Origin of the sequence: Acinetobacter sp. ESBL14 (assembly GCF_036668815.1) — a bacterium.
In the GTDB taxonomy this organism is placed as follows: Bacteria; Pseudomonadota; Gammaproteobacteria; order Pseudomonadales; family Moraxellaceae; genus Acinetobacter; species Acinetobacter gyllenbergii.
The window spans coordinates 60,128-84,842 of record NZ_JAZEVS010000009.1; the positions used below are offsets into that span (position 1 = coordinate 60,128).

The 24,715-nt window shown below is 41.9% G+C and carries 22 protein-coding genes; 14 read left to right on the plus strand and 8 right to left on the minus strand.

The genetic code is table 11. The features are described from left to right. Nucleotides 1-153 precede the first annotated feature (153 nt). The 3 genes from rpmI (at nucleotide 154) to V6E90_RS20420 (ending at nucleotide 1,363) form a co-directional block, all read left to right on the plus strand. Nucleotides 154-348: a 50S ribosomal protein L35 gene (gene rpmI, locus V6E90_RS20410; RefSeq protein ID WP_004637967.1), complete on the plus strand. Its 195-nt coding sequence runs from the start codon at nucleotides 154-156 to the stop codon at nucleotides 346-348. An 11-nt stretch (nucleotides 349-359) separates the two neighbouring features. After that, a complete protein-coding gene (rplT, locus tag V6E90_RS20415) occupies nucleotides 360-719 on the plus strand; it encodes a 50S ribosomal protein L20 (protein ID WP_004655655.1) in 360 nt (119 codons plus the stop codon). 92 nt (nucleotides 720-811) lie between these two features. Next, on the plus strand, nucleotides 812-1,363 hold the full coding sequence (locus V6E90_RS20420) for an NADAR family protein (protein ID WP_332606327.1): 552 nt from the start codon (nucleotides 812-814) through the stop codon (nucleotides 1,361-1,363). Nucleotides 1,364-1,387: 24 nt separating this feature from the next. Here V6E90_RS20420 and V6E90_RS20425 read toward each other — a convergent pair whose 3' ends face one another. Further along, a complete protein-coding gene (locus V6E90_RS20425) occupies nucleotides 1,388-2,557 on the minus strand; it encodes a hypothetical protein (RefSeq protein ID WP_332606315.1) in 1,170 nt (389 codons plus the stop codon). Between the two features lie 52 nt (nucleotides 2,558-2,609). On the opposite strand from V6E90_RS20425, the gene V6E90_RS20430 reads away from it, so the two are divergent. Both V6E90_RS20430 and V6E90_RS20435 read left to right on the plus strand, forming a co-directional pair. Continuing rightward, nucleotides 2,610-2,987, plus strand: coding sequence for a hypothetical protein (locus V6E90_RS20430; RefSeq protein WP_332606316.1), 378 nt, complete (start codon nucleotides 2,610-2,612; stop codon nucleotides 2,985-2,987). Between the two features lie 105 nt (nucleotides 2,988-3,092). Beyond that, nucleotides 3,093-3,290, plus strand: a complete 198-nt coding sequence (locus V6E90_RS20435) for a hypothetical protein (protein WP_004655648.1) — start codon at nucleotides 3,093-3,095, stop codon at nucleotides 3,288-3,290. A 60-nt stretch (nucleotides 3,291-3,350) separates the two neighbouring features. Here the strand turns inward: V6E90_RS20435 and V6E90_RS20440 are convergent, their stop codons facing one another. Then, complete coding sequence (locus tag V6E90_RS20440) at nucleotides 3,351-4,352, minus strand: hypothetical protein (protein WP_332606317.1); 1,002 nt, start codon at nucleotides 4,350-4,352, stop codon at nucleotides 3,351-3,353. A gap of 547 nt (nucleotides 4,353-4,899) precedes the next feature. Between V6E90_RS20440 and pheS the strand changes: the two genes are divergently transcribed. Genes pheS through V6E90_RS20455 form a run of 3 tightly spaced genes read left to right on the plus strand, consistent with a single transcriptional unit; the run spans nucleotide 4,900 to nucleotide 8,588 of the window. Next, a complete protein-coding gene (gene pheS / locus V6E90_RS20445) occupies nucleotides 4,900-5,880 on the plus strand; it encodes a phenylalanine--tRNA ligase subunit alpha (protein WP_332606318.1) in 981 nt (326 codons plus the stop codon). 33 nt (nucleotides 5,881-5,913) lie between these two features. After that, a complete protein-coding gene (pheT, locus tag V6E90_RS20450; protein ID WP_332606319.1) occupies nucleotides 5,914-8,295 on the plus strand; it encodes a phenylalanine--tRNA ligase subunit beta in 2,382 nt (793 codons plus the stop codon). Continuing rightward, complete coding sequence (locus V6E90_RS20455; protein WP_000126166.1) at nucleotides 8,292-8,588, plus strand: integration host factor subunit alpha; 297 nt, start codon at nucleotides 8,292-8,294, stop codon at nucleotides 8,586-8,588. The genes pheT and V6E90_RS20455 overlap by 4 nt, the downstream gene beginning before the upstream one ends. 97 nt (nucleotides 8,589-8,685) lie before the next feature. On the opposite strand, the gene V6E90_RS20460 is transcribed toward V6E90_RS20455, so the two are convergent. From V6E90_RS20460 to trxA, 3 genes are all read right to left on the minus strand, one after another. Continuing rightward, complete coding sequence (locus tag V6E90_RS20460) at nucleotides 8,686-8,943, minus strand: hypothetical protein (protein WP_065344023.1); 258 nt, start codon at nucleotides 8,941-8,943, stop codon at nucleotides 8,686-8,688. A gap of 389 nt (nucleotides 8,944-9,332) precedes the next feature. Continuing rightward, the gene (rho, locus tag V6E90_RS20465) at nucleotides 9,333-10,601 is read right to left on the minus strand and encodes a transcription termination factor Rho (protein ID WP_004655640.1); all 1,269 of its coding nucleotides are present in this window, start codon (nucleotides 10,599-10,601) and stop codon (nucleotides 9,333-9,335) included. A gap of 328 nt (nucleotides 10,602-10,929) precedes the next feature. Further along, nucleotides 10,930-11,256 carry a thioredoxin gene (gene trxA / locus V6E90_RS20470; protein ID WP_004655637.1) on the minus strand — a complete coding sequence of 109 codons (327 nt, stop codon included), beginning with the start codon at nucleotides 11,254-11,256 and terminating at the stop codon, nucleotides 10,930-10,932. A 273-nt stretch (nucleotides 11,257-11,529) separates the two neighbouring features. On the opposite strand from trxA, the gene ppx reads away from it, so the two are divergent. The 5 genes from ppx to V6E90_RS20495 are packed head-to-tail and all read left to right on the plus strand — an operon-like array spanning nucleotide 11,530 to nucleotide 16,665. Further along, nucleotides 11,530-13,050 carry an exopolyphosphatase gene (gene ppx, locus V6E90_RS20475; RefSeq protein ID WP_278493509.1) on the plus strand — a complete coding sequence of 507 codons (1,521 nt, stop codon included), beginning with the start codon at nucleotides 11,530-11,532 and terminating at the stop codon, nucleotides 13,048-13,050. A 33-nt stretch (nucleotides 13,051-13,083) separates the two neighbouring features. After that, nucleotides 13,084-13,908, plus strand: coding sequence for an acetyl-CoA carboxylase carboxyltransferase subunit alpha (locus V6E90_RS20480; RefSeq protein WP_004655633.1), 825 nt, complete (start codon nucleotides 13,084-13,086; stop codon nucleotides 13,906-13,908). Nucleotides 13,909-13,964: 56 nt separating this feature from the next. After that, a complete protein-coding gene (gene tilS, locus V6E90_RS20485; protein WP_442881272.1) occupies nucleotides 13,965-15,236 on the plus strand; it encodes a tRNA lysidine(34) synthetase TilS in 1,272 nt (423 codons plus the stop codon). A 3-nt stretch (nucleotides 15,237-15,239) separates the two neighbouring features. Further along, entirely contained in the window at nucleotides 15,240-16,079 is an 840-nt protein-coding gene (proC, locus tag V6E90_RS20490) for a pyrroline-5-carboxylate reductase (RefSeq protein ID WP_016542084.1), read from the plus strand. A 16-nt stretch (nucleotides 16,080-16,095) separates the two neighbouring features. Next, nucleotides 16,096-16,665 carry a YggT family protein gene (locus V6E90_RS20495; RefSeq protein WP_023270768.1) on the plus strand — a complete coding sequence of 190 codons (570 nt, stop codon included), beginning with the start codon at nucleotides 16,096-16,098 and terminating at the stop codon, nucleotides 16,663-16,665. A 43-nt stretch (nucleotides 16,666-16,708) separates the two neighbouring features. On the opposite strand, the gene V6E90_RS20500 is transcribed toward V6E90_RS20495, so the two are convergent. Together V6E90_RS20500 and polA are read right to left on the minus strand one after the other, a co-directional pair. Next, a complete protein-coding gene (locus V6E90_RS20500) occupies nucleotides 16,709-17,839 on the minus strand; it encodes an acyltransferase family protein (protein WP_332606321.1) in 1,131 nt (376 codons plus the stop codon). Between the two features lie 143 nt (nucleotides 17,840-17,982). Further along, a complete protein-coding gene (polA, locus tag V6E90_RS20505; protein ID WP_332606322.1) occupies nucleotides 17,983-20,748 on the minus strand; it encodes a DNA polymerase I in 2,766 nt (921 codons plus the stop codon). Nucleotides 20,749-20,936: 188 nt separating this feature from the next. On the opposite strand from polA, the gene V6E90_RS20510 reads away from it, so the two are divergent. Continuing rightward, nucleotides 20,937-23,801 carry a DUF2339 domain-containing protein gene (locus tag V6E90_RS20510; RefSeq protein WP_332606323.1) on the plus strand — a complete coding sequence of 955 codons (2,865 nt, stop codon included), beginning with the start codon at nucleotides 20,937-20,939 and terminating at the stop codon, nucleotides 23,799-23,801. Here the strand turns inward: V6E90_RS20510 and V6E90_RS20515 are convergent. After that, nucleotides 23,798-24,715: a mechanosensitive ion channel family protein gene (locus tag V6E90_RS20515; RefSeq protein WP_016542089.1), complete on the minus strand. Its 918-nt coding sequence runs from the start codon at nucleotides 24,713-24,715 to the stop codon at nucleotides 23,798-23,800. The genes V6E90_RS20510 and V6E90_RS20515 overlap by 4 nt on opposite strands.

Here is a 24,715-nt window from a genome sequence, read left to right on the forward strand (position 1 = left end):
AATAACGTTTGCTGAAAACAGCGCTATTTCTGTCAAAAAATGAGCATTTTGCTTTTGTTTTGGGTAGAGATACTATATGATACTGCCTTCCTTACCTGCAGGTTGATTTGCAATAGTGCAAACGTGCCGAACAGGTGCCCAAAAGAGGTTACTATGGCTAAGTTAAAAACTCGCCGTGGTGCAGCTAAACGCTTTAAAGCGACTGCAAACGGTTTCAAGCGCAAACAAGCATTCAAGCGCCACATTTTGACCAAAAAATCTGCTAAGCGTATCCGTCAATTGCGCGGTTGTGTAATGGTTCACGTAAGTGACGTTGCATCAGTTCGTGCTATGTGCCCATACATCTAAGGAGATTATAAATGGCTCGTGTAAAACGTGGTGTAGTGGCTCATCGTCGTCACAAAAAAATTCTTGCTCGCGCTAAAGGTTACTATGGTGCTCGTTCACGCGTTTATCGCGTAGCGTTCCAAGCGGTAATCAAAGCTGGTCAATACGCTTACCGTGACCGCCGTCAAAAGAAACGTCAATTCCGTGCTTTATGGATTGCGCGTATCAATGCTGGTGCTCGTCAAAACGGTTTGTCATACAGCCGTATGATCGATGGCTTGAAAAAAGCTCAAGTGATCATCGACCGTCGCGTATTAGCTGACATCGCTATGCATGATGCAATCGCATTTGCTGCTTTAGCTGAAAAAGCTAAAGGCGCATTAGCTGCATAAGCTTAGAGATTCAAAGAAGGCCGCTTTTTAGCGGTCTTTTTTATTTTTAGGGTATTAAATTTTCAACAATAGAGAATAATCAGAGATAAATGATGCAAGACGAACAATTTTTAAATGATTTAATTCAACAAGTGCAACAAGGCTGTCAATTTAAATATTTATATTTCTGGGGTCATACCCCAAAGCAAAACAATCATGTGGATAAAAGTTGTTTTAGCCAGTGGTTTCCATCGCCATTTGAACAGGATGGTGTTGAATATCTCACGGCAGAACATTATATGATGGCGCAAAAAGCTCGACTCTTTAACGATGAAGAGATATTTAATCAGATTTTGAAGGTCACACATCCGAATGAAGCAAAGCAACTTGGTCGGAAAGTACAGCACTATGATGAACAACTGTGGCAGGACAAGCGTTTTGAAATCGTGGTACAAGCAAACTTGGCTAAATTCTCACACTATCCAGAATTAAGAGATTTTTTACTTGCCACGCATGATCGTATTTTGGTTGAAGCGTCGCCTGTCGATCAGATTTGGGGGATTGGGTTGGCACAAGATCACCAGCATATCCAAGACCCGAGCCAATGGCGGGGGTTAAACTTACTTGGTTTTGCACTTATGCAAGTGCGCGCTCAGTTGCTATAGGCACAAAATGAAAAAGACCGCTGTTTAGTGGTCTTTTTCATCGGCTAATTTTTTAAGTACTCTATATATGGCATAGATAAAAGCAAGAATCAGTATAAACAGATTGCCCCAAACAACTGCGAAATAAGCTAAGGTCCATAAAGCACAATAACACCATAGCATAGACCATAGAAATTTTATGATTCCTGACCAATGAAGACGGGGTTGGGGTTCAACGGATGAAGTGGTTTCATGCTCTGCTAATGCGGGAGGGGTGGTTGAAAAGTCGATAGGATCTAAAGGTTTTGGAGAAAATTTAAAGGCAGTGTGCTGTTCATGCTGATGACTGATATTTGAGTTCTGATATTGGTTGGCCGTATATTTTAGGATAAGTACGTGGAATTCTTCGAGTGTATTACGTGCTTTTTCAAATTCTAGTTTTTCTGTTTCAGACATGTGCCAGTAATCGCCATTGTCATTTTTGATATGAGATTCATTGTCAAAGCGACTTTTTAAGCGAGCAGCATTGAGCATTAAAATACTGGCATAATTCTTTTTCAGATTATAGGGCAATACTGGGAACTGTTCTTCTATTTGATACATATCGCCTTCATAGCAATTATTATCAGTCAACGGAACAGGGTAACTTCCAAAGCGTCGAGCCACTGCAAAATGATAGATTTGTTCTTGGTATTCATTGAAAAAGCTTTGCCAGGAAATAGGTTTTAAATCTTCAGCAATACTGGCAATGGCTGCGACAGGAAGATCGATTAACACATAGTTTTCAACGCTGTCATGGTAGTTGTTGTAGTCTGAGTATAATGGGTATCCATCGTTATCATAGCTTTGCCAAAGTGATTTTTCTTCACAATGGACCAGTGCTTTGAACTGTTGTTGAGGAAAATGGCAGACAAGGCAAAAGTCACCATCACTTTGGGTAAAATTAAAAAGTTTTGATTCACTCAAATAATTTGAGAGATCGGATGCCGAATGTAAACTGATTTTTTCTAGGCCTTGTGATTTCAAACATGTTAAAAAATGCGAAGCAGAGCCTGCCAGTAAATTACCTTGCTCAATATTTCGTAAAATAGGAAAGTGGGTGAAGAGTAAAGGATGGCGGTCTAAAAGCTCGGAATCTACGCCGCCAGTTAAAAATTCATTTCCATAACTGACTAATGCGATTTGACGGTAAATTCTGGGTAAATGGAGATACACTCTTCTTCCTATTATAATCATTTTGAATTGAAGATAGAGTGATCGGAAAGTGATGAGAAAACAATACCATTTTCGCAATATTGGACAAGATCTGTATATCTGGGATGTTCATCATTTACTTGAGTTAACCAAAAACTTGATGCCTAAGAAGGTGTTACTGGCTGATATTCAAGAGTTAAACGAAGCCTATTGGTTTCCAGAGCAATCTCCAACAACACAACAAATCATTGAGCACGTTCAACTGATTCAAGATGCTGATCTGAGCTATCCAATTATCTTATGTGCACAAGGGCGTGTGATGGATGGAATGCATCGCGTTGCTAAAGCCAGTTTACTTCAACACACAGAAATTTTCGCCGTGCAATTTGAGCAAACGCCTGAACCTGATTTCCTCAATATGGATGAAGATGATTTGGATTATGATGAGTAAGACAATCCATTGATTTATTTGATGATTACATAACCCAAACATGTTCGATTAGACTTTTGGCCTGAAATCTTTTTACAGTAAAGAAAACAGCATCAGGATCAAAATATGTTAGTGAGCGTAGAAGGGTTACAACAAGGTGCATTTGAAACAGAATTGAGTATTGTGCCTAGAAAGGGTGAAACCATCCGAATTTTCTATGGGCCAGATGCTGAAGTTGAAGGGGAAATTGAAAATGTGCATCACATTGTCAATCAGCATGATGGTGGGCATAAAGTGATTATCAGAATTCGACCGACTTTCTAAAACGATAAAATAAAAACCTAGATGGCATGATCTAGGTTTTTTTATGCATGCTGTCTGTTGCTAAAGACCAAAATAATAAGCAAGTAGACAGATAATCACAGTCAAAATAATCAGTTTAATGACCCCTGATGTACCAACCTTATGCTGTTGGGTTTTATCCAGTTGATGCGGGATTTCCATCGTTCGGTCAATGATTTCAGGTTCTTCAGCTGTCAACTGGGCCGTTTGATAATGATTTGCTGTTTTCACAATCAGCTTGGCAAATAAATCATCGGTCTTCTGGGAGAAGTTTCGCAAATTGATTTGTTCTTCAGGGCTGAGCAATTCACCCGTCATTGTATAAGGATGTAGTCTTTGTTGTTGTAAATAATCAGCCAAAGCTTGAGTACGATGTAACAGGCGATGTGCACAATCTGCAGGATAATCGGTTGGAATCAAGGCGAGTGGCTGGTTTGGTGGACTGATTGAGTCCAACTCATAGCCATAGAAAGGAAGGTCTTGTTGTTCTGGTTCTGAGAAATGTTCTGCATATTTGCTGTCAAACAACTCTTTCTCCAAGAAAATAGCCACCTGATTCCAATTCACCTTCTGTAAGTCAGCATCAATTTTTTTCGCGAATTTATCATTCAACTCATAACGCCAAAACACTTCTTGGCGGAGTGTTGTTTGTTGAGATACAGGAGTTTCAAAGGCTTGATCACTGTTATCCCATTCAGCCAGTTCTTGCCCACAAATCCACGCGGTTTTTTTATTGCCTTGGTGGCTCACCATAAAATGCGCAAAGGGAAGCAATTCCACATTGGCATTGGGATTCTGTTCATCATTGAGTACGCTGGATAAATGTAGGCTGAGTTTTTTAACCCCTTGTTTTTTTAAGCCTTCAAGCCAAATCTGGAAATGTTGTGCTAACAGATGTTGAGAGTGTAAATCCCTAAAAATTAGTCCATTTTGATTGAAAATCGGATGTTCAATCCAGTGGCTAAAATGGAGTTCACCTGCAAGAAACTCATTGCCATAAGTCACAAGTGTAAGCTGTTGTTTCCAGATTTGATCAAGCGCCATCGTTATTCTTTCTCATTGACGAATTAGGGTTTATTGATATTTCACCTTACGAGCTATAGCTCTCATTGCGACAGTGGACATTTTTTTGATGCTACAAGGCATGTCTTATGTAATTTAGCCATTCTAAATAAATAAGACATAACGCCGTAGCTGCGTAAGATAACGCATCTGTCCTTGCGCTGCGATCAAAGCAGTACTTTGATCTTGCTCAGGTTATGGCTAAAACCTCCTTAAACTGTGTTATGAAACTTGACAAGGGATTTGCCATTGTCTGCGTTTCATGCCTTGTTTATGTCGTTTTGGCCGATAACGCAATGCATGGTTGAAATGTCAATAGACCCTAGTATCTTATACATTTTATTCAATTATTGATCTTTTTTTACGAAAATTTAAAGGATTGATGCGGAAATCTAGTTATTTTGTCTTTAAATTTAAGCTTTAAAAAGTACGCTATTTAAACAGCGGTTTAGCTTCATAAAATAGGTAAAAAGCTGATAAACTATAGCGTTTTATTATATTTCTATATTTTGTTGCTTTGAGAGTTACTATGTCACTGGAAGCCCTGACCACTGAAGCGCTTGCTGCCATTGCAGCGGCTCAAGACCTTGCTGCACTCGATCAAGTTCGTGTGCAATTTACAGGGAAGAAAAGCCAGCTTGCAGAGCAGTCGAAATCACTTGGAAAAATGGATCCTGAAGAGCGAAAAGTACAAGGTGCTGCGATTCACGCTGTGCGTGAAGCAATCAATACAGCTTTGACTGAGCGTCAACAGACATTACAACAAGCTGAACTTGCTAAAAAATTAGCAAGTGAAACCATTGATATTACTTTACCAGGGCGCGGTCAGCGCATGGGAAGTATTCATCCTGTTACTCAAGTACAAGAGCGTATTTGCCAATTCTTTACTAAAGCTGGTTTCCAAGTCGCACACGGTCCAGAAGTTGAAGATGACTATCACAACTTTGAAGCCTTAAACATTCCCGGACATCACCCAGCCCGTGCGATGCATGACACTTTCTACTTTGACGCAACCCATTTGCTACGTACACATACTTCAGGCGTGCAAATTCGGACCATGGAAACCAGTCAACCGCCAATTCGTATCGTGTGTCCAGGTCGTGTGTATCGTTGTGACTCGGATCAAACCCATTCGCCAATGTTCCATCAGATCGAAGGTCTGTACGTTGCTGAAAATACCAGTTTTGCTGAGTTAAAGGGTTTATTGATTAACTTACTCAATGAATTCTTTGAAAAAGATTTAAAAGTACGTTTCCGTCCATCTTACTTCCCATTCACAGAGCCAAGCGCAGAAGTGGATATCATGGATGAACGTGGTCGTTGGTTAGAAGTGTTAGGCTGCGGCATGGTGCATCCAAATGTATTGCGTGCTGCAGGAATTGATCCTGATAAATACAAAGGCTTTGCCTTTGGTCTAGGGGTAGAGCGTTTTGCAATGTTGCGTTATGGCATCAATGATTTGCGTATGTTCTACCAAAATGACGTGCGTTTCTTACGCCAGTTTGCCTAAACAGTTTTTCAGGATTAAAGAAGGTTTATACAAATGAAAATTAGTGAAAATTGGTTACGCAGCTGGGTAAATCCAGCGATTGATAGCGATACATTGTCTGATCAATTGACCATGTTGGGTTTAGAAGTCGATGAGTTAGCGCCTGTAGCAAAACCATTTACAGGCGTGGTGGTGGGTGAAGTTCTAACCGTTGAACAACATCCCGATGCAGATCGTTTACGTGTCACTACGATTAATATCGGTTCTGGTGAACCCTTACAGATCGTATGCGGTGCGCCCAATGTTCGCGTAGGTTTGAAAGCCCCTGTTGCGACGATTGGTGCGGTATTGCCTGGTGATTTCAAAATTAAAAAAGGCAAACTCCGTGGTGTTGAGTCACAAGGTATGCTCTGTGGTGCTTCTGAAATTGATTTAGAAGACAAAATTGATGGTTTGTTAGAGTTGCCTGCTGATGCGCCAGTGGGAATGAATATTCGTGAATATTTAAAACTTGATGACAATGTGATTGACATTAGTATCACGCCAAACCGTGGTGACTGTTTTAGTATTCGTGGTATTGCCCGTGAAATTGCAGTCATTAACCAGCTTGAAGTGAATGAGCCGAAGATTCAGGCTATTACAGCAAGCATTGCTGATGAGAAAGCGGTTAACATCAGTACAGAAGGTACCCCTCGTTATTTAGGTCGTATTGTTAAAAATGTCAATGTGAAAGCGCCGACACCGGAATGGATGGAACAAGCGTTATCACGTTCAGGTATTCGTACGCATAGTATTTTGGTGGATATTACCAACTATGTGTTACTTGAACTCGGTCAACCGATGCATGCCTTTGATTTGGCAAAAATCGAAGGTTCGATTCAAGTCCGTCAAGCGCAGCCACAAGAAAAATTGACCCTGCTTAATGATCAAGAAGTTGAATTGCAAGATGACATGATGGTGATCGCCGATGATCAAAAACTATTGGCGATTGCAGGGATCATGGGTGGGTTGGATTCATCGGTAACTGATGAGACTCAAGATATCTTTCTTGAAAGCGCATTCTTTGCACCTTTAGCCATTGCAGGACGTGCTCGTCGTTTCGGTTTACATACCGACTCATCACAGCGCTATGAACGTGGCGTAGACTTTGAATTGCCAATGATCGCCATGCATCGTGCTTCTGAGCTGATTCAAGCTTTTGCTGGTGGTGAGTTTGGTCCAATTACGGTTGCTGAGCAAGTTGCTTTATTGCCAAAGCGTGAAGCGATTGCATTAAAACAAGCACAAGTAGACCAACTGTTGGGCTATCAAGTTGCTGGTGATTTTATTGCTGATGCCTTAACACGTTTGGGCTGTGTGGTGGAAAGCAAAGCACAAGGTGAGTGGAGCATCGTTCCACCATCACATCGCTATGATATGGCAATTTATCAAGACTTGATTGAAGAAGTTGCTCGTATTCATGGTTATGACAATATCCAAATCAGTTTGCCAAAAATTGATGTGAAATTAGAGCAATACCAAGATCGTTTTGAAGTTGCACAATTACGTCAAACTGCGGTGACTTTAGGCTACCAAGAAGCAATTAGTTTTAGCTTTGCCGATGCTAAACTTGAAAAACAATTGAATCCAAATGTACAGTCGCTCATGCTTGCCAATCCGATTTCAAGTGATTTGGCGGCGATGCGTAGCACCTTGTTATCAAGCTTGATTCCTTGTGTTCAGTACAATTTGAACCGTCAACAGCAGCGTGTTCGTTTCTTTGAGTTAGGCTTACGTTTTGATTATCAGAATGCTCAAAGCATTCATGATCTAAAACAGATTCCGACCTTGGCATTAATCGCTGTTGGTTCGCGGACGCCAGAGTCTTGGCATGCGAAGCCGCAGGCAATGGATTTCTTTGATTTTAAAGGTGAGGTTGAAGAAATTTTGGCGGCGGGACGTATCGGTGCTGAGTTTGTTCGTACGCAACGTGCTTGGTTACATCCAGGTCAGTCGGCTGAGATTTTAGTGAATGGACAGTCGATTGGTTATCTCGGTCGCTTACATCCTTCTTTGGAAAATGAACTCGATTTGGGTATAACTTGGGTGGCTGAACTGGATCAGCAGGCAGTTTTGCAATCTTATGTATCTAATTTTACAGAATTATCACGTTTTCCATCGGTTAGACGTGATATTGCGCTTTTAATCTCTGATAATATTGAGGTAAGAGATATTCAGCGGTTAATTGAGCAAACTGGTGGTGAGTTACTCGACTCAGCATGGTTGTTCGATGTGTATACGGGGCAAGGGGTTGAACAAGGCAAACGCTCTTTAGCTTTTGCAGTGCTCTGGCAACATCCAACTCGTACGCTTGAAGATGCTGAAATTAAATCTGGTATGGATAACATTATTCAAGTGTTGGAAGACACTTACCAAGCGACATTGAGGGCCTCATGACAGCATTAACAAAAGCAGATATGGCGGACCATTTAAGTGAGCTTACTAGCTTAAATCGCCGTGAAGCAAAACAAATGGTCGAGCTATTTTTTGACGAAATCAGCCAAGCATTAATTGCGGGTGAACAAGTCAAACTTTCGGGCTTCGGTAATTTTGAGTTGCGTGATAAACGTGAACGTCCAGGACGTAATCCAAAAACGGGTGAGGAGATTCCAATCTCTGCTCGTCGTGTGGTGACGTTCCGAGCGGGTCAGAAATTTAGACAGCGTGTTGGAAATGAGCAGATCGATTGATCTGCTTTTTTATGCCTAAACTTCTTGGTTTGAGTAAATGAGAGGCATAAAAAAAGAGAACCGAAAGGTTCTCTTTTTTTCTAATCTAGAAACTAGATTAGTGTGCAGTAGAAGCTGGAGCAGAAGCAGCAACGTCAGAAGCAGCAGCAGCAACGTCAGAAGCAGCAGCAGCAACGTCAGAAGCAGCAGCAACAACGTCAGAAGCAGCAGCAGTAGTAGCTTCAGAAGCAGCAGCTACAGCTTCAGAAGCAGCAGCAGTAGCGTCAGTAGCTGGCGCTTCTTCTTTCTTAGTACAACCAACGAAAGCTAAAGTAGTAGCAATAGCAGCAGCAACAGCGAATTTTTTGAATAACATGGCATCACTCTCATAAAATTGTGAGATTAAAAAAAACCTAGAGTTAGTCTGTTTGTGCTTTTATTATTCCTAAACGCTTTAGGTAACAACGCAGGGAGCAGCCTAACTGGTCTGTAGCTATCCTATCAAAGCAATTCATGAATTACTACTGTTCTGTCCAACAAAACGACAAAAATGGGCAGAATTTGGCTGTTTTTTGATAGAAAATAACTATGGATAATAAAATTTAAATCGGTAAGTTGCGGAAATAAAATGAGTTATTTTGTAAATATATAGATAAATCAATAAAATAGTATTTTTAGTGAAATTTTTTAAAAAATGTAAATGTTGTGTAAGCATGTCAACCAAATAAAAAAAGCTACCATTAAGGTAGCTTTTTTGACTGAGGCTTAAGTTGATGCTTTTCGTTTCATTTGATCAAAGAAGTCATCATTGGTTTTGGTTTCTTTCATCCGATCCAATAAGAATTCCATCGCTGCAAGTTCGTCCATTGGGTGAAGTAATTTACGTAAAATCCAAACTTTACGTAGATTTTCTTCACTCATGAGGCGTTCTTCACGGCGCGTACCTGATTTCTTGATGTTCATAGCAGGGAACACGCGTTTCTCTGCGATACGACGGTCAAGGGTAATCTCTTGGTTACCTGTACCTTTAAATTCTTCGTAGATCACATCATCCATCTTACTGCCTGTTTCAATCAAGGCTGTTGAGATAATGCTGAGTGAGCCACCTTCTTCAATATTACGTGCAGCACCAAAGAAACGTTTTGGACGTTCTAAAGCATGTGCATCGACACCACCTGTTAACACCTTACCTGATGAAGGGATGACAGTGTTGTAGGCGCGTGCCAGACGGGTAATCGAGTCAAGCAGAATCACAACATCCTTCTTGTGTTCAACTAGACGTTTCGCTTTTTCAATGACCATTTCAGCAACTTGAACGTGACGGGCAGGTGCTTCATCAAATGTAGATGCAATCACTTCACCACGAACAGTACGCTCCATTTCGGTGACTTCTTCAGGACGTTCGTCAATTAAAAGCACAATTAAGAATACTTCAGGGTTATTGCGAACAATCGACTGCGCAATGGTTTGCAATAACATTGTTTTACCCGCTTTTGGCGGTGCAACAATAATAGAACGTTGACCTTTACCGATTGGCGCAATTAAGTCGACAACACGAGAGGTTAAATCTTCAGTGGTCCCATTACCGAGTTCCATAACCAGTTGTTCAGTCGGGAATAAAGGTGTGAGGTTTTCAAATAAGATTTTATTACGTGAATTTTCAGGTGTATCGTAGTTAATTTGGTTTACTTTTAATAAAGCAAAATAACGTTCACCTTCTTTTGGTGGGCGAATCGTACCTGTAATGGTATCACCGGTACGTAAGTTAAAACGGCGAATTTGCGATGGGCTGACATAGATGTCATCTGGTCCCGCTAAATATGAACCAGCCGCAGAGCGTAGGAAGCCAAAACCATCAGAAAGAATTTCGAGAACGCCATCACCAAAGATTTCTTCGCCATTCATGGCATGGCGTTTTAAAATGGCAAAAATAATATCTTGTTTACGGTTACGTGCCATGCCTTCAAGGCCCATAAACTCCGCAATTTTAATGAGTTCGCCAATGGGTTTTTTCTTGAGTTCAGTTAAGTTCATAAGTGGTCAGACAGAATGGAATAAGTGGAGGACTACGTTAGGGAAAGAATAAAAATCGACCGCATACATACATGCTGAGGTAATTGTATTTACACAACCACGATTCAGTAGTCTGGTTCATTGTTTCAGAGAGAAATGTGAAAACAATTGTTTATTGCCGAGCGGCGATCTTATGTTTTGTGTCTTGTAAGAAGCGCAATGAAGTAGATTCCATTCAAAGCTTCTTGATCCAGAAATATAGAGGAAATCAAGCAAATTGTCAATTTTTACGAAGAAATACGCGATTCAATGAATCGCGTATTTCTTCTATTGACTCTAAACAATTGGATTAGATGTTTTGGTCAATGAAAGCGGCAAGCTTTGAACGTGGTGCTGCGCCAACTTGTTGAGCAACAACTTCACCATTTTTAAACATCAATAATGCTGGAATATTACGGATGTTGTATTTAACAGCGGTATCTTCACATGCAGTCACGTCAACTTTAACGATTTTTACTTTACCTGCATATTCATTGGATAAATCTTCAAGCACAGGTGCAATTGCTTTACATGGTGCACACCAGCCAGCCCAGAAATCAACAAGTACAGGAGTTTCAGCATCTAAAACATCTGCTTGGAAGTTTGTATCAGTTGTATTAACAATAGTCGCAGACATGAGGTTGCTCCAATTTTAAGAAATAAAGTGCGAATTTGATCATCATCACGATGAATATTACATTGCTACTTTATTCAATGTAAGGGTTTGTTCTGATTATTCAAGTTTGAAAATGAAAAGTCTAATGGATGCTCACGATGTTGATCATCGACTTCTACAATCATTTATGCACGAAAAGCGAAAATACGCGACTTTTATTGCTTAAAATGACTTTAAAATTGTAAGCATGTGAATTACTCTAATGCGTGAATTGAGCATGGGTTTATATGAATAATGTCTGATTTTCTGATTGATGAAGAATTACTTGCTGCGATTGATATGGGATCGAACAGTTTCCATCTGGCAATCGCTCGTGTTGATCACGGTGAAGTTAAGAAAGTTGCTTCAATGTCAGAAAAAGTACAGTTAGCAGCTGGGCTTGATGAAAATAAGAATTTAACTGAAGCTGCACAGCAGCGTGGACTGGCATGTTTAGCCCGTTTTGTTGGGCGTTTGAGCTCAGTGCAACCGAATCGTTTACGTATCGTGGCAACCAATGCGTTAAGACAAGCAAAGAATGGTCACGAATTTATCCAAAAAGCAGCCGAAATTTTACCAAAACCCATTGAAATTATTGCAGGTCGTGAAGAAGCACGTCTAATTTATCTCGGTGTTTCACATACCATGGCCAATGGCGGTCGACGCTTGGTGGTGGATATTGGTGGGGGTTCAACCGAGTTTATCATTGGCGAGGAATTTGAACCGCTGCATACCGAATCCTTACAAATGGGCTGTGTTGCCTATAGTAAAACCTATTTCCCAGATGGTGAAATTACCAGTAAAGCCTTTGATAAAGCGGTGGTTGCAGCGCGTAAAGAAATGTCCGCCATTGCCAATACTTATAAATCTGTCGGTTGGGATACCGTGGTTGGTTCGAGTGGAACAATTAAAGCCTGTCGTCAGATCGCAGTGAATCTCGGTTTAAGTGATGAGCAAGAAAACCTAACCCGTGACGGTTTATATAAATTAAAAGAGCGCTTGCTCAAATTTAAGCATATTTCTGAAATTGATTTTGAAGGTCTACGTGAAGACCGTCGAGCAGTTTTGCCAGCCGGTCTTGCGATTCTATATGCCATTTTTGAAGTTTTAGATATCGATAAATTGGCATATTCTGACGGTGCATTACGCGAAGGCGTGATGTATGACTTGCTTGGTCGTTTTAAACATGAAGATATTCGTGACCGTAGTGTGCAAGCGTTAATGGGGCGTTATAACGCTGATCCAAAACAAGCTGAACGTGTGGTCAATACAGCACAAGAGTTATTCGACGGCGTTGCAGATGCATTAAATTTAACGACTGAAGACAGTGACTTACTGCGTCGTGCCGCTTATTTGCATGAAATTGGTTTGGCGATCAGCCACGGTGGTTACCATCGCCATGGCGCATATTTATTGCAACATTCGGATATTCCGGGCTTCTCACAAATTGATCAAAATCATCTTTCGCATTTGGTTTCACATCATCGTCGTAAGTTACGCGCAGATGCAAAAAATGACGTTTTAAAGGTCGGAGGCAGTCATTTACTCTATCTTTGCCTATTACTGCGTCTTGCTGTTTTACTGAACCATAGTCGTAGTGATCAGATGCTTCCTGCCATTGAACTAAGTGTTGTAAATGATCAACAATGGCAACTCAGCGTTTCTGGTGATGCTAAACAATGGCCTTTATTGGTTGCAGATTTGCATGATGAGCAAGTGCAATTTAAACATTGGGACATTGAGTTAAATATTCAGTCAGACAAATTTGTTGATTAACAATACATCCTCGTTAGGGATTATCTACGACTTATGAAAAATAAAGCGACTCAGTCCAAGGCTTGGGCTACGGTTCAAATTGCACGACATCCTGAACGTCCGCAATTTCTAGATTATGTCAGTGAAATCTTTACTGAATTTGATGCCCTTCATGGCGACCGTTTATTTGGTGATGACGGTGCCATGATTGGTGGTTTGGCACGTTTTGATGGACAACCGGTGATGGTTGTGGGCCAACATCGTGGCCGTAGCACCCGTGAAAAGTTACAGCATAACTTTGGGATGTGTAACCCAGAAGGTTATCGTAAATCACAACGTTTGCTTGATATGGCAGAGCGTTTTAATTTACCTGTGTTTACTTTTGTCGATACTATGGGTGCATACCCAGGCGTAGGTGCAGAAGAACGTGGCCAGGCAGAAGCCATTGCGACCAGTTTGGCACAACTTTCAAGCTTGAAAGTGCCGGTGATTGCGACCATTTTAGGTGAAGGTGGTTCGGGTGGTGCTTTGGGTATTGGTGTTGCTGACCGTGTGATTATGCTGTCACATAGTATTTACTCGGTGATTTCACCTGAAGGCTGTGCATCTATTTTGTGGAAGACTGCAGATAAAGCGGCTCAGGCGAGTGAGGCGCTGGCTTTAACCGCAGACAAACTTAAGGCTTTAGGTATTGTCGAATATGTCGTGGATGAAGGTGAGGGGGCGCATACGCAACCTGAAAAAGTCATGCATGATTTGAAAGATGTGTTAAAACAAGCCCTAGAAGAATTGCAACCGATGGATGCACAAGAACGATGCGATGCACGTTATCAACGTTTAATGAAGTTTGGCAGCAGCAATTTAGGCATCGCGTCTTAGCACAAACTCAGCATTTTTCTGAACAAGCTCAATTCCTGATTGGGTGTAGCGGCGGCATGGATTCCATGCTGTTGCTGTATCTGATGTCTGAACTTTTTCCAAGCCGAACCCGTGCGATTTATATCGATCATCAACTGCAAAGCAGGAGTGATGAATGGGGGCAGTTGGTTCAACAGCATGCTGATGCACTCAATATTCCTTGTATTCTCGAAAAAGTCTCGGTCGAGGCAGGAAACTTAGAACAACAGGCGCGTGATGCCCGTTATCAAGCATATCGGCAGCATTTAAAATCCAATGAGATTTTGGTGTTAGCCCATCATCAGCAAGATCAAGCTGAAACATTGTTATTACGTTTATTCTCGGGGGCTGGGGTCAATGGCCTTGCGGCTATGCAGCAGCTTGATGTTCGTCAAGAGATGACCATTTGGCGACCGTTTCTGGAACTCAGTCGTGATCAGATTGAGCAATGGACCGTGCAGCTTGGTTTTGACTATGTAACGGATCCAAGTAATCACGATACCCATTATGATCGGGCATGGTGTCGAGAACAGCTCTGGCCGATGTTGCAACAACGTTTTCCTAAAATGCAGGCGGCTGTCACACGCAGCAGTTATTTAATGCAAGATGCAGCTGAAATACTGGATCAGGTGTTGCAAGTAGATTGGCAACAATGTGCCACCGATTATCAGCTCGATCTGATCAAATTGGCACAACTCTCGGCTGCTCGACAACGTCAGTTGTTGTCTGCTTGGATGAAAGGAAATGATCAATATCGTCCCAGTTTCGACATGGTGCAACGCTTACAACACGAAGTAATTCTGGCAAAACCTGATGCACAAGCAACTGTGCATTTCAATCAACATTATTTCGTTCGCTATCAGAAGACGTTATATCGTTTAAGCTATGATGAGTTCTATGCAGAAAAACGATCCCCTGTTTTGCCAGTACAGACACAGCGTTATCAAATGTGGCAATCATTTGCGCTTGCAGCAGGGAAATTTAAGATTGAATCTCAAGCAATGGGGCTTTCAGCTCAATTGTTGGATCGAGAGTTGACGCTTATTTTGCGACAGGGGGGGGAAAAAATTCACCTATATGGACGTGTTGGTCATTGGCCATTGAAAAAAGCCATTCAAGAGGCGCAGATTTTGCCTTGGTTACGTCATACAATTCAAATATTAGTTGTAGATAATGTTATGCTTGGGGTTTTTAGCCCAAAGGGTTTTTGGTTGGCGCAATCTGATTATTTAGAGCAGGGCGGTTGGCAACCAAGTTTAATTTCTGACTGTAATGACTTTTTTCAGCAGTCTTTTTCACATGATGAGTAGGACATGGCGACAACATTGAATCAAAATATTTGTTTTATTGGCGGCGGTAACATGGCGCAAGCCTTGATTGGTGGACTGCTGTCTCGTGGTTTACCCACAACCCGCATTACGGTTTCTGATCCTGTAGAACAAATTCGTCACATCTTAGAAGAAAAAAGCATTCAAACCACAACAGACAATGTGGAAGCGATTAAAAATGCGGATGTTGTTGTATTGGCGGTAAAACCACAGGTATTGGCAACGGTATTACAACCATTAAAAGGGCTATTGTCAGATAAACTGGTCATTTCAATCATTGCGGGTGCTGAAATTCAGACCATTTCTGATTTAATTGGTGGTAGTCAACGTATTGTTCGTGTCATGCCGAACACGCCTGCATTGGTACAAACAGGTGCGCATGGTATTTATGCATCTGATGCTGTGAATGCTCAAGATCGCGAGTTAACCAGTCAAATTTTAGCGGCAACTGGTTTAACCATTTGGGTTGAAACGGAAGCTCAAATTGATGCGGTCACAGCAGTCTCTGGTTCGGGCCCTGCATATTTCTTCTATTTAATGGAAAGTATGATCCGTGCAGGTAAAAACTTGGGCTTAGATGAGAAAGTCGCGACTGCATTAACGCTGCAAACAGCGTTAGGTGCAGCCCAAATGGCGATTACCAGCTCGAATTCTCCCGCAGAATTACGTAAAAATGTGACCTCTCCAAATGGTACAACCCAAGCAGCTTTAGAAGTGTTTGATCGTGCGCAGATTTCACAAAATATTCAAGCAGCGCTTGCAGCAGCTCAGAAGCGTAGCCAAGAGCTAGCACAAGAGTTGAGTGACAAGACTAAATCGGTTTAAGTAGGATAAGACAATTATGGGTGCAAGTTCTGCGCTAATTTTTGGTGTTTTGATCAATGTTGCAATTTTATTGGTCTTTTTCCGTTTTTTAATGCAATTGGCGGCAGTGAGTCCATACAATCCTGTGGTGCTTTCAACCGTGAAAGCCACCAAGATTGTAGATGTTTTTAGCCGTATTTTCCCAACAGTGGGTAAGGGCCGTGTCAATTTAGCGGCGGTTGCGTTGTTGGTGGTGCTCTATCTGCTGAAAATGTTCGGTCTGATGTATTTGTCTGGACAGATGCCGCATAGTGCGGTGTATCTGGTGATCACCACCTTTGTGACCATGATTCAGGACTTGATTCGTTTCTGTCGTTATTTGATTTTTGCCACCATTATCCTGAGTTGGGTGGTGATGTTTACTCAGACACGTTCACCTTATATCGAAGTGATTCAAGAATTGGCTGAACCATTGCTTGCACCATTCCGTCGCTTATTGCCGAACATGGGGATGATTGACCTGTCTCCAATCTTGGCGTTCTTGGCTTTGTACGTGGCTGAGATTCTGATGAATGAAGCGGCTAAAGTGCTTTTAACTGGTCTTTAAGCAAATCTGATTCAATAAAAAAATGGGCATAAGGCCCATTTTTTTATTTCTTGATCCAGCGCTGTCGAATTGCTCGATTTAACGGATTGGAGAAATAGCGTGCAATGAAAGCACCTAGCCCAATCGCAAGCAAAAAATAAATCAACAATAAAACCAGCTTAATGTTGCCCTCAGTCAATGCAGGCGTATAAAACAGCTTAAAAGTACCTAAAATAATCAGATGGAATAAATAAATTTCATAACTATTTTTGCCAATCTCCTGTAACCACTTGAAACGTTGTGTCTGCGTGATGGCGTGTTCATTGGCAATGTGTGCTAGAATCAGAGTGGCGGTTGCAAGTGCAAATAGACTAATGCCCCAAACACAGTTTTGTTTAATCGGTGCTGAAAAGTAAATGATGAACATGGTCGCAATGGCGATATATTTCAGTGCTAACCAAGTTTTGGCTTGGAATTTCAGCTGCGGTGCGATCAGTGCCGCAATACAGCCAAAAGCAATCCCGTCAAAACTAGAGAAGTAATGATAGAGGTAGGCTCCACTTTCTTCAGCATAATGTAAATATCTAAAATACGGTGCAAATACAATCAGGGCAACACAGGCAAATAGAAAGTAGTTTTTTTTCTTAAATAGCAGTGCTGTCAGCGGAAAAAGAACATAAAACACTTCTTCCACAGATAAGGACCATAACACGCCAAGCGCATAGTTGACCCAGCCATTTTCAATAATCAGGATGTTCATCCAAAAGGTTAGTGCTGCCAAGTTGACCGTTGATTGCGCCACCATAATGCCGTTTGGAGCTTGGGTCATAAAGGGTTTAAGCTCAAATGCCCCTAACAAGTTCACCAGACAGATCAGCAAAATCAAGGTCGGCATGATGCGAGCAAATCTTGAAATATAAAAATCCCGCGTATTGATTTGATTGAGTGCACCCCAGCGCTTGATGGTGTGTGAAGTGATTAAGTAGCCAGAAATCACAAAGAACATGGTGACCCCATAGTTGCCATTTTGAGCGAATAGTGTGGTGATATTTTCACCCAAAATTTGGAAGTTAATTGAGGTGTCAAACAGTTTATAGGGGATATTAAAGTGGTGCAGTAACACCAAGCAGATTGAAATAAAACGCAGTGAATCAATCGAGTGATGGCGATTAAATTGAACTTGATTAAAGGACATTGTGCATTCCCTTCTCCTATAAAGATTAATTTTTATCAAGGATTCTTTATTGATCGAATATTCTTTATTATGTGCGTTCTTGTAGCGCAGGGGGAGTTTTTCCCCCTGTCTGCAAGAAACTTTTATTGAGCGGTCGTAAGTGCTTAGTGGGCAGCGTCCCAGTTTAGACCTTGTCCAACTTCAACCACAAATGGCACTGAAATCTCTAATACAGATTGCATCACTTCAGCAATTTGTTTTGAAAGTTCATCTGCGATTGCGGCATCAGCCTCGAATACCAATTCATCGTGCACCTGTAGCAAGAGCTTGGCTTGATCTTTAGGTAGCATTTTGTCGACTGCGATCATGGCCAACTTAATGATATCCGCCGCGCTGCCTTGTAGTGGCGCATTGATGGCCGCACGTTCAGCCGCTTGTTTGATCATTTTATTGCTGGCCATAATGTCGGGTGTATATAAACGACGACCTAAAATGGTTTCCACAAAACCTTGTTCGCGTGCAATTTGGCGCGTGCGCTCCATATAATCCAATACACCCGGATAACGCTGGAAGTAACGTGCGATATAGCTACGCGATTCTTCACGGCTAAAGCCGAGCTGACGGGTGAGACCGAATTCAGACATGCCATAGAGTAGACCAAAGTTAACCGCTTTGGCTTGGCGGCGTTGATCATTGGTGACATCTTCAATGGCAATTCCAAGTACTTCAGCAGCGGTACGACGATGTACATCCTGACCTTGCTGGAAGGCGTGCACTAACGCATCATCTTGAGAGAAATGTGCCATCAAACGTAGTTCGATTTGTGAATAATCGGCAGCCAATAGCACACGACCCTCAGGTGCAATGAAGGCTTTACGAATTTGACGACCAATTGGGGTGCGGATTGGAATGTTTTGTAAGTTTGGATCAGTGGAAGACAAACGTCCAGTTGCAGTTAAGGCCTGATGGTAGCTGGTATGTACACGATGCGTTGTATCATGCGATTGTTCAATCAAACGATCGGTATAGGTATTTTTCAGTTTTGCCAAGCTGCGATGTTCAAGAATCACTTCCGCCAATGGATGTTCGATTTTTTCTAAAATACTTTCACTGGTGCTGTATTGGCCAGTCGCAGTTTTCTTGCCCCCTTTGAGTCCGAGCTTTTCAAACAGCACCTCGCCGACCTGTTTGGGTGAAGCGACATTAAAGGCTTCACCTGCCAATTCGGCTGCTTGAGCTTCAAGGCTCTGTATGGTTTTAGAGAATTCAACACTGAGTTGATCAAGGAAAGCGTGATCTAACTTAATTCCATCTTCTTCCATGCCCGTAAGGACACGTGCGACAGGCATTTCAATATTATGTAGAATATTGACCAGTTCTGGATGGGCTTTCAGTTTTGCTGCGAGTACTTCATACAAACGATAAGTGACATGTGCATCTTCAGCGGCATAATGAGCTGCGACTTCAAGCTCAATCTGATTAAAGGTTTTTTGTTTGGCCCCTTTACCTGCGATTTGTTCAAAGGTCGTGGTCAAATGGCTGAGATAAAGTCGAGCAACGTCATCCATACCATGTCGCGTTGCCGCAGCATTCAATACATATGAAGCCAGCATGGTATCAAAATACCAACCTTGAATGGTAATACCGTGATTGGCAAAGATATGTGCATCGTATTTAAGATGATGACCAATTTTCCGTACTTGCTCATTCTCAAGAATCGGTTTGATTTGAGCAAGAATCTGTTCGCGATTGAGCTGTTCAGGTGCACCTTCATAGTCGTGGGCAACAGGAACGTAATAAGCATCTTTGGCATCAAACGCCACCGAGAAACCGACCAGTTCAGCAAAACGATAATCCAGATTGGTGGTTTCTGTATCAATCGCAAAATGATCGGCCTGCTGCATACGTTGCAATAAAACATCCCAATCTTGTTGATTTAGGACGGTATGATAGGTAGCTTCACCGAGTTGATCATCTTGACTCGACAGATTGGCATGATCTTCGGTAACCACGGGTTCCGCTTTTTGTTCCGCTTTGGCAATACTTTGTGAAGTTTGTTGATAGGCAGAACTATTTGGATTGTTTGGATGGTCTAATGATTGTAATTGGTTACGAAACTCTAATTCAGTATAGAGATCACGTAACTGATCTACATTTGGGTTGGATAGTTTCAGGTCATGCCAATCCAAAGCAAGATCGAGATCACAGACAATACTGGCCAATTGATGGTCAACTTTGATGTTGTCTACATTATCTTTAATATTCTGGCTAAGTTTACCTTTGAGCTGATCGGCATTGGCAATGATATTGTTGAGTGTGCCGTATTCATTCAGTAGCTTTGCCGCTGTTTTTGCACCAACGCCAGGAACACCCATAATACCGTCAGATGCATCGCCCATGAGGGTCAGATAATCAATGATTTGATGTGGATGGACTCCAAATTTTTCAAAAACGCCAGCTTCATCTAAAACACGTTCTTTAAAACTGTCTTCGAGTTTGACATGTTCATTCACCAATTGCGCCATGTCCTTGTCACCTGTCGAGATGAGGACATGATGACCTTCAGCCAAAGCACGTTTGGTTAAAGTCCCAATAATGTCATCCGCTTCTGCACCCGCAAGAAAATACAAGGGAATCCCTTGCGCTTTGATCAAGGCGTGCAGATAAGGAATTTGTTGTGACAATTCCTCAGGCATGCTTGGGCGATCACCTTTATAGATTGGCGATAATTTATGACGAAAGGTCGGCTCTGGTGTATCAAAAATCACAGCCATATGTGTCGGTTGGGTACGACGCATCAGTTTTTGAATTGCTGAGATTGCACCCCGAATGGCATTGGTATGTAAGCCAGTCGACGTGGTTAATGGAGGTAAGGCGTGAAAAGCACGAAATAAAAAATAAGACCCGTCAACCAAGACAAAAGGTGGCATTGCGCAAATCCTAATTATAAATTACTCGGTATTTTACGTGAAAAAGTGGTGGCTGTCTTATCTGAACTGGACGCAGAACGGCTGCTTGTGTCGTTTAAAATTTGCAGTATTTTGTATGTAACAATACCTGCCTATCTAGTGATCAAGTAAGATAGCCGCAATGAAGCTGTCATAATTGATATAAGTCTATGTATAAAAAAGACAAACAGGGACTCATTGTTGTTTTAATTGGCTTGGCCGTGTTGCTTACGGCTGCAATTGCATTGAAGTGGCAAGGCACGATTGTTGCTGCTGGCATTGGATTGACCGTTGTTATTGTGCACGTTCTGTCAGAAATACATCAGCGCTTGTCTCAGCTTGAACAGACCGCACCGAGCGATTTTGTGCAGACAGCAGGCATTGGTCTACAAAAAATTGTGATATACGGTGCGGCACTCGTCGCGTTATTTGCCTATGCCAATACATGGATGTGGCTTGCGGGTGGGGCGCTATTGGTATTGCTTTTGTGTTTGGTTCAAACCATTAGTGCTTTTCAAACGCGATTGCTGCATTTAGAGCAATATGCAACCCAATCAGCACGCCCTGATATTTCAACTCAAACTCAACAACAGGCTCCAAGTACTGATGAATCTGTTGAATTAGTTGAAACAACAGCTTCAAACACTTCTCACTTTGAACAACAATCTGCTTGGATGCAGGCTCAACCTGAATCAGTTCAAAGTCCAATACTTCAGAACTCTAGCTCTGCTGCCCATCCTTCTGAGCCAAAACATCCAGCTTGGTGGCAACCTGCGCTCGATTGGATGATGCATGGCAATCCAATTCTCCGAGTTGCCGTTGCAATCCTTATGGTTGGCGTGGTGTTGTTATTACGTTTTGCCAGTGAGCATTGGCAACTCAGCCTCGGCGTGAAACTGAGTTTTATCGCGATTGCAGGTGTCGTCACTACCGCTGCTGGTTATTTGCTGCAAAAGAAAAATCAATTATTTGCAGTCGCTCTACAAGGTGTAGGGCTAGCGGTGATCTTCTTAACCTTGATTTTCTCACACCACTTCGCTGTCATTGCCAGCTTAGCTACGGCCAGTGTTTTATTTGTGATTTTATTATCGGCGACAGTCTATCTGAGTTTAAAGCAACAAGCCTTATATTTAGCGATGTTGGCTTTAACCATGGCCTATCTAGCGCCCTTGGTGATTCCACAAAATCATCCAGATGTGATTTTCTTGTTTGGCTATTATTTTGTCATTAACTTGGCCGTGGCAGCATTAAATTTTATTCAACCTTGGAAAATCCTGCATCAAATTGCGTTCTTTGCCACCATGTTTATTGGTGGGGCAACAATTGGGATTTATGCCAAGACCACGCAGTTTGATACTTTGGATATCATTCTCTGGTTACATATGGCGTTATTTATTTGGCTCAGTATTCGTTATAGCCAACTGATGTTACGTGCTCAAAATACGCAGCAACAAACAGCTCAGCCCCCTGAACGTTTACAACCGATTTTAGATGTAGGCCTGATTTTTAGTGTGCCTGTATTGGGCTTTTCGCTACATGCTTATTTAATGCATAACTCGACGCAAGCCCTCACTTGGGGTGCGGTTGCACTTGCGATTGTCTATATTAGTTTAAATATCTGGATTAAACGCCAGCATCCACAATTATCAATCTTGGCAAAAAGTTTCTTTATTCTGGCTGTGGTCTTCGTTGCCTTGATTTTCCCACTGGCCAAAGGGGCACATTGGACTTCAACAGGCTGGGTAATTCAGGGAACTGCACTGATTGTCTGGGGCGTGACTGAACGATATCGTTTAAGCCGTTATGTTGGTGTGGCATTGGTGTTATTAAGCTCAGTGGCATTACTGTTCCAAGTTTGGTCAAATGATCATTTCCCAATTTTAAGTACCGCGATTTTTGCACTTGCTCAATTTATTTCGGCCTTTTACTTATTACATTACCAAGAAGTCGAGAAGTATTTCAGTGCACGCATGCTGAGTGGTGTATTTCTGGTACTTGGCCTATATTCAGGCGCGATTGCAGGGGTTGAGTTGATGCAATGGCAACAATATGGATTGAGCCCTTATCTGGCGATAGCTGTCATTTTGTTAGTGTTATTCAGTCTAGCAGTTCAGCTTAAATCACGCTTGCAATGGGGCAATCTACAACTGAGCTTGGCTGCGGTGTTGTTATTTCTGCTTTATGGGGAAAGTTTTGCTGTAGCGGTTTATTCGACTGGGCATTGGCCAAGTGGTTTGAGTCAGATCAGTTTTGCTATTGCTACAACTTTACTGGCATTGTTGCTGATCAGTTTGAATTTGAACAGCTCTAAAGTTTATACCATGACTTGGGCTGTTTTGATTTGGTTGAGTCTGGCGCTGATTGGTCTCACCATTTTCCCAATTATGCCGATTGCAGCAGTTGCGCTTATTCCAACGGTCTATAGTGTTTGGTTGTTTTTCTCTCGTAAAGTATTGTTATTGCATCAATTACCTGTGTGGGGTTTAACGTTGTTCTGGTTGTTGTTGATTAGTCTGGATGCATATTCGGCTCAACAATACTATTTCTTGCCGCTTCTAAACGTCACTGATCTTTTGTCTTTACTGGTGTTTGCAGGTCTGATCTGGGTGATTTATCAGCATGACTTTAGTGCAGAGCGTTCGATGGAATGGGGCTTTAAAGTCACCACGATTCTCATTGGCTTGTTGGTGTTGAGTAGCGTGGTGGTGCGAGCCATGCACCATTATTTGGGAACACCATTCTGGAGCGCAGCAATTTGGTCGAATGGTGATGTGCAACTTAGTTTGACACTGCTCTGGGTGATCTTGGCCTTTATCCTGATGACCTTTTCCAGTCGCCGCCACATCCGACAAATCTGGTTTGTCGGTGCAGCTTTGTTAGGCATTGTGGTAGCGAAACTGTTGTTATTAGATTTATCGCAAAGCGGCACCTTAACCCGTGTGATTTCATTTATTGGTTCTGGTGCGGTCATGTTGGTGATTGCTTATCTAGCGCCATTGCCACCTGCATTAAGTGAAACCAAGAAAGAAAGTTAACTCTCTTTCTGTTCTTTTTTAAGTTCTTTTTGATTGGCATATTGATCGACTTCATCATTCTCTAAAGGGAGAGGTCGATCAATCAGACCCATTTTCGGTACAGGAATTTCGATCTGATTTTCCAGAAAGCCATTACGAATGCGTTCCTGCATTTCATCGCGGACTTTGAGTGAGTTTTCTTGACGACACCATACGGCAAATAACAGCTCAATGGAGGATTCTCTAAAAGCCGTCACTGTGACGGTGGCTTTGGGATCATCCATCACCAGTGGGTATTTGGCTGCCACTTCTAACAGTACATGTCGCACTTTAATAATGTCTTCATGGAAGTTAATCGCCAAGGTGATTGGAATACGCCGTATTGGGTATTTGGATAAGTTCATCACAGGGGTTCGGATCAATTGTTCATTCGGTAAACGAATATAGACATTATCGAGTGTGAGCAATTTAACCGAAAGTAAATCAATTGAAATCACTTCACCTTCGATGGTCTGACCTCGAATTAAAGTGATTTGAATGGTATCACCGACTTCAAAAGAGCCTTCACCAATTAAAAATAAGCCACTGATCAAGTTACTGGCAGAGGTTTGCGAGGCAAAACCCAAGGCAACCGTTAAGATCCCAGCTGCACCTAAAAATACACTGAGCTTAAAGCCTGCTTCTCTAAGGCTGGTCATAATGAACAGCAAGAAGATGAAGTAAAAAATACCTCGACGCCATAACAGGCGTTGGTGGGCATTAAAGCGACTGCCTACCGTGCGGATAAAGGCATTTGAAACCAAACGTGCAATCAGGAAGCCGATGAAACATAAAATAATCGCGACCACGATTTCACTAAGTCGCTCAAAGTTAATGTTGGTGAACACACTTGTTAGGCTGCCAGCAACATCTTTGGGAATATTTGAATTTGGCAT

What these genes read in the sequence shown, in the direction of transcription:
- rpmI (WP_004637967.1), top strand. Translation starts at nt 154, where the DNA reads ATGGCTAAGTTAAAAACTCGCCGTGGTGCAGCTAAACGCTTTAAAGCG.
- rplT (WP_004655655.1), top strand. Translation starts at nt 360, where the DNA reads ATGGCTCGTGTAAAACGTGGTGTAGTGGCTCATCGTCGTCACAAAAAA.
- V6E90_RS20420 (WP_332606327.1), top strand. Translation starts at nt 812, where the DNA reads ATGCAAGACGAACAATTTTTAAATGATTTAATTCAACAAGTGCAACAA.
- V6E90_RS20430 (WP_332606316.1), top strand. Translation starts at nt 2,610, where the DNA reads ATGAGAAAACAATACCATTTTCGCAATATTGGACAAGATCTGTATATC.
- V6E90_RS20435 (WP_004655648.1), top strand. Translation starts at nt 3,093, where the DNA reads ATGTTAGTGAGCGTAGAAGGGTTACAACAAGGTGCATTTGAAACAGAA.
- V6E90_RS20440 (WP_332606317.1), bottom strand. Translation starts at nt 4,352, where the DNA reads ATGGCGCTTGATCAAATCTGGAAACAACAGCTTACACTTGTGACTTAT.
- pheS (WP_332606318.1), top strand. Translation starts at nt 4,900, where the DNA reads ATGTCACTGGAAGCCCTGACCACTGAAGCGCTTGCTGCCATTGCAGCG.
- pheT (WP_332606319.1), top strand. Translation starts at nt 5,914, where the DNA reads ATGAAAATTAGTGAAAATTGGTTACGCAGCTGGGTAAATCCAGCGATT.
- V6E90_RS20455 (WP_000126166.1), top strand. Translation starts at nt 8,292, where the DNA reads ATGACAGCATTAACAAAAGCAGATATGGCGGACCATTTAAGTGAGCTT.
- V6E90_RS20460 (WP_065344023.1), bottom strand. Translation starts at nt 8,943, where the DNA reads ATGTTATTCAAAAAATTCGCTGTTGCTGCTGCTATTGCTACTACTTTA.
- rho (WP_004655640.1), bottom strand. Translation starts at nt 10,601, where the DNA reads ATGAACTTAACTGAACTCAAGAAAAAACCCATTGGCGAACTCATTAAA.
- trxA (WP_004655637.1), bottom strand. Translation starts at nt 11,256, where the DNA reads ATGTCTGCGACTATTGTTAATACAACTGATACAAACTTCCAAGCAGAT.
- ppx (WP_278493509.1), top strand. Translation starts at nt 11,530, where the DNA reads ATGTCTGATTTTCTGATTGATGAAGAATTACTTGCTGCGATTGATATG.
- V6E90_RS20480 (WP_004655633.1), top strand. Translation starts at nt 13,084, where the DNA reads ATGAAAAATAAAGCGACTCAGTCCAAGGCTTGGGCTACGGTTCAAATT.
- tilS (WP_442881272.1), top strand. Translation starts at nt 13,965, where the DNA reads ATGGATTCCATGCTGTTGCTGTATCTGATGTCTGAACTTTTTCCAAGC.
- proC (WP_016542084.1), top strand. Translation starts at nt 15,240, where the DNA reads ATGGCGACAACATTGAATCAAAATATTTGTTTTATTGGCGGCGGTAAC.
- V6E90_RS20495 (WP_023270768.1), top strand. Translation starts at nt 16,096, where the DNA reads ATGGGTGCAAGTTCTGCGCTAATTTTTGGTGTTTTGATCAATGTTGCA.
- V6E90_RS20500 (WP_332606321.1), bottom strand. Translation starts at nt 17,839, where the DNA reads ATGTCCTTTAATCAAGTTCAATTTAATCGCCATCACTCGATTGATTCA.
- polA (WP_332606322.1), bottom strand. Translation starts at nt 20,748, where the DNA reads ATGCCACCTTTTGTCTTGGTTGACGGGTCTTATTTTTTATTTCGTGCT.
- V6E90_RS20510 (WP_332606323.1), top strand. Translation starts at nt 20,937, where the DNA reads ATGTATAAAAAAGACAAACAGGGACTCATTGTTGTTTTAATTGGCTTG.
- V6E90_RS20515 (WP_016542089.1), bottom strand. Translation starts at nt 24,715, where the DNA reads ATGCCAAATTCAAATATTCCCAAAGATGTTGCTGGCAGCCTAACAAGT.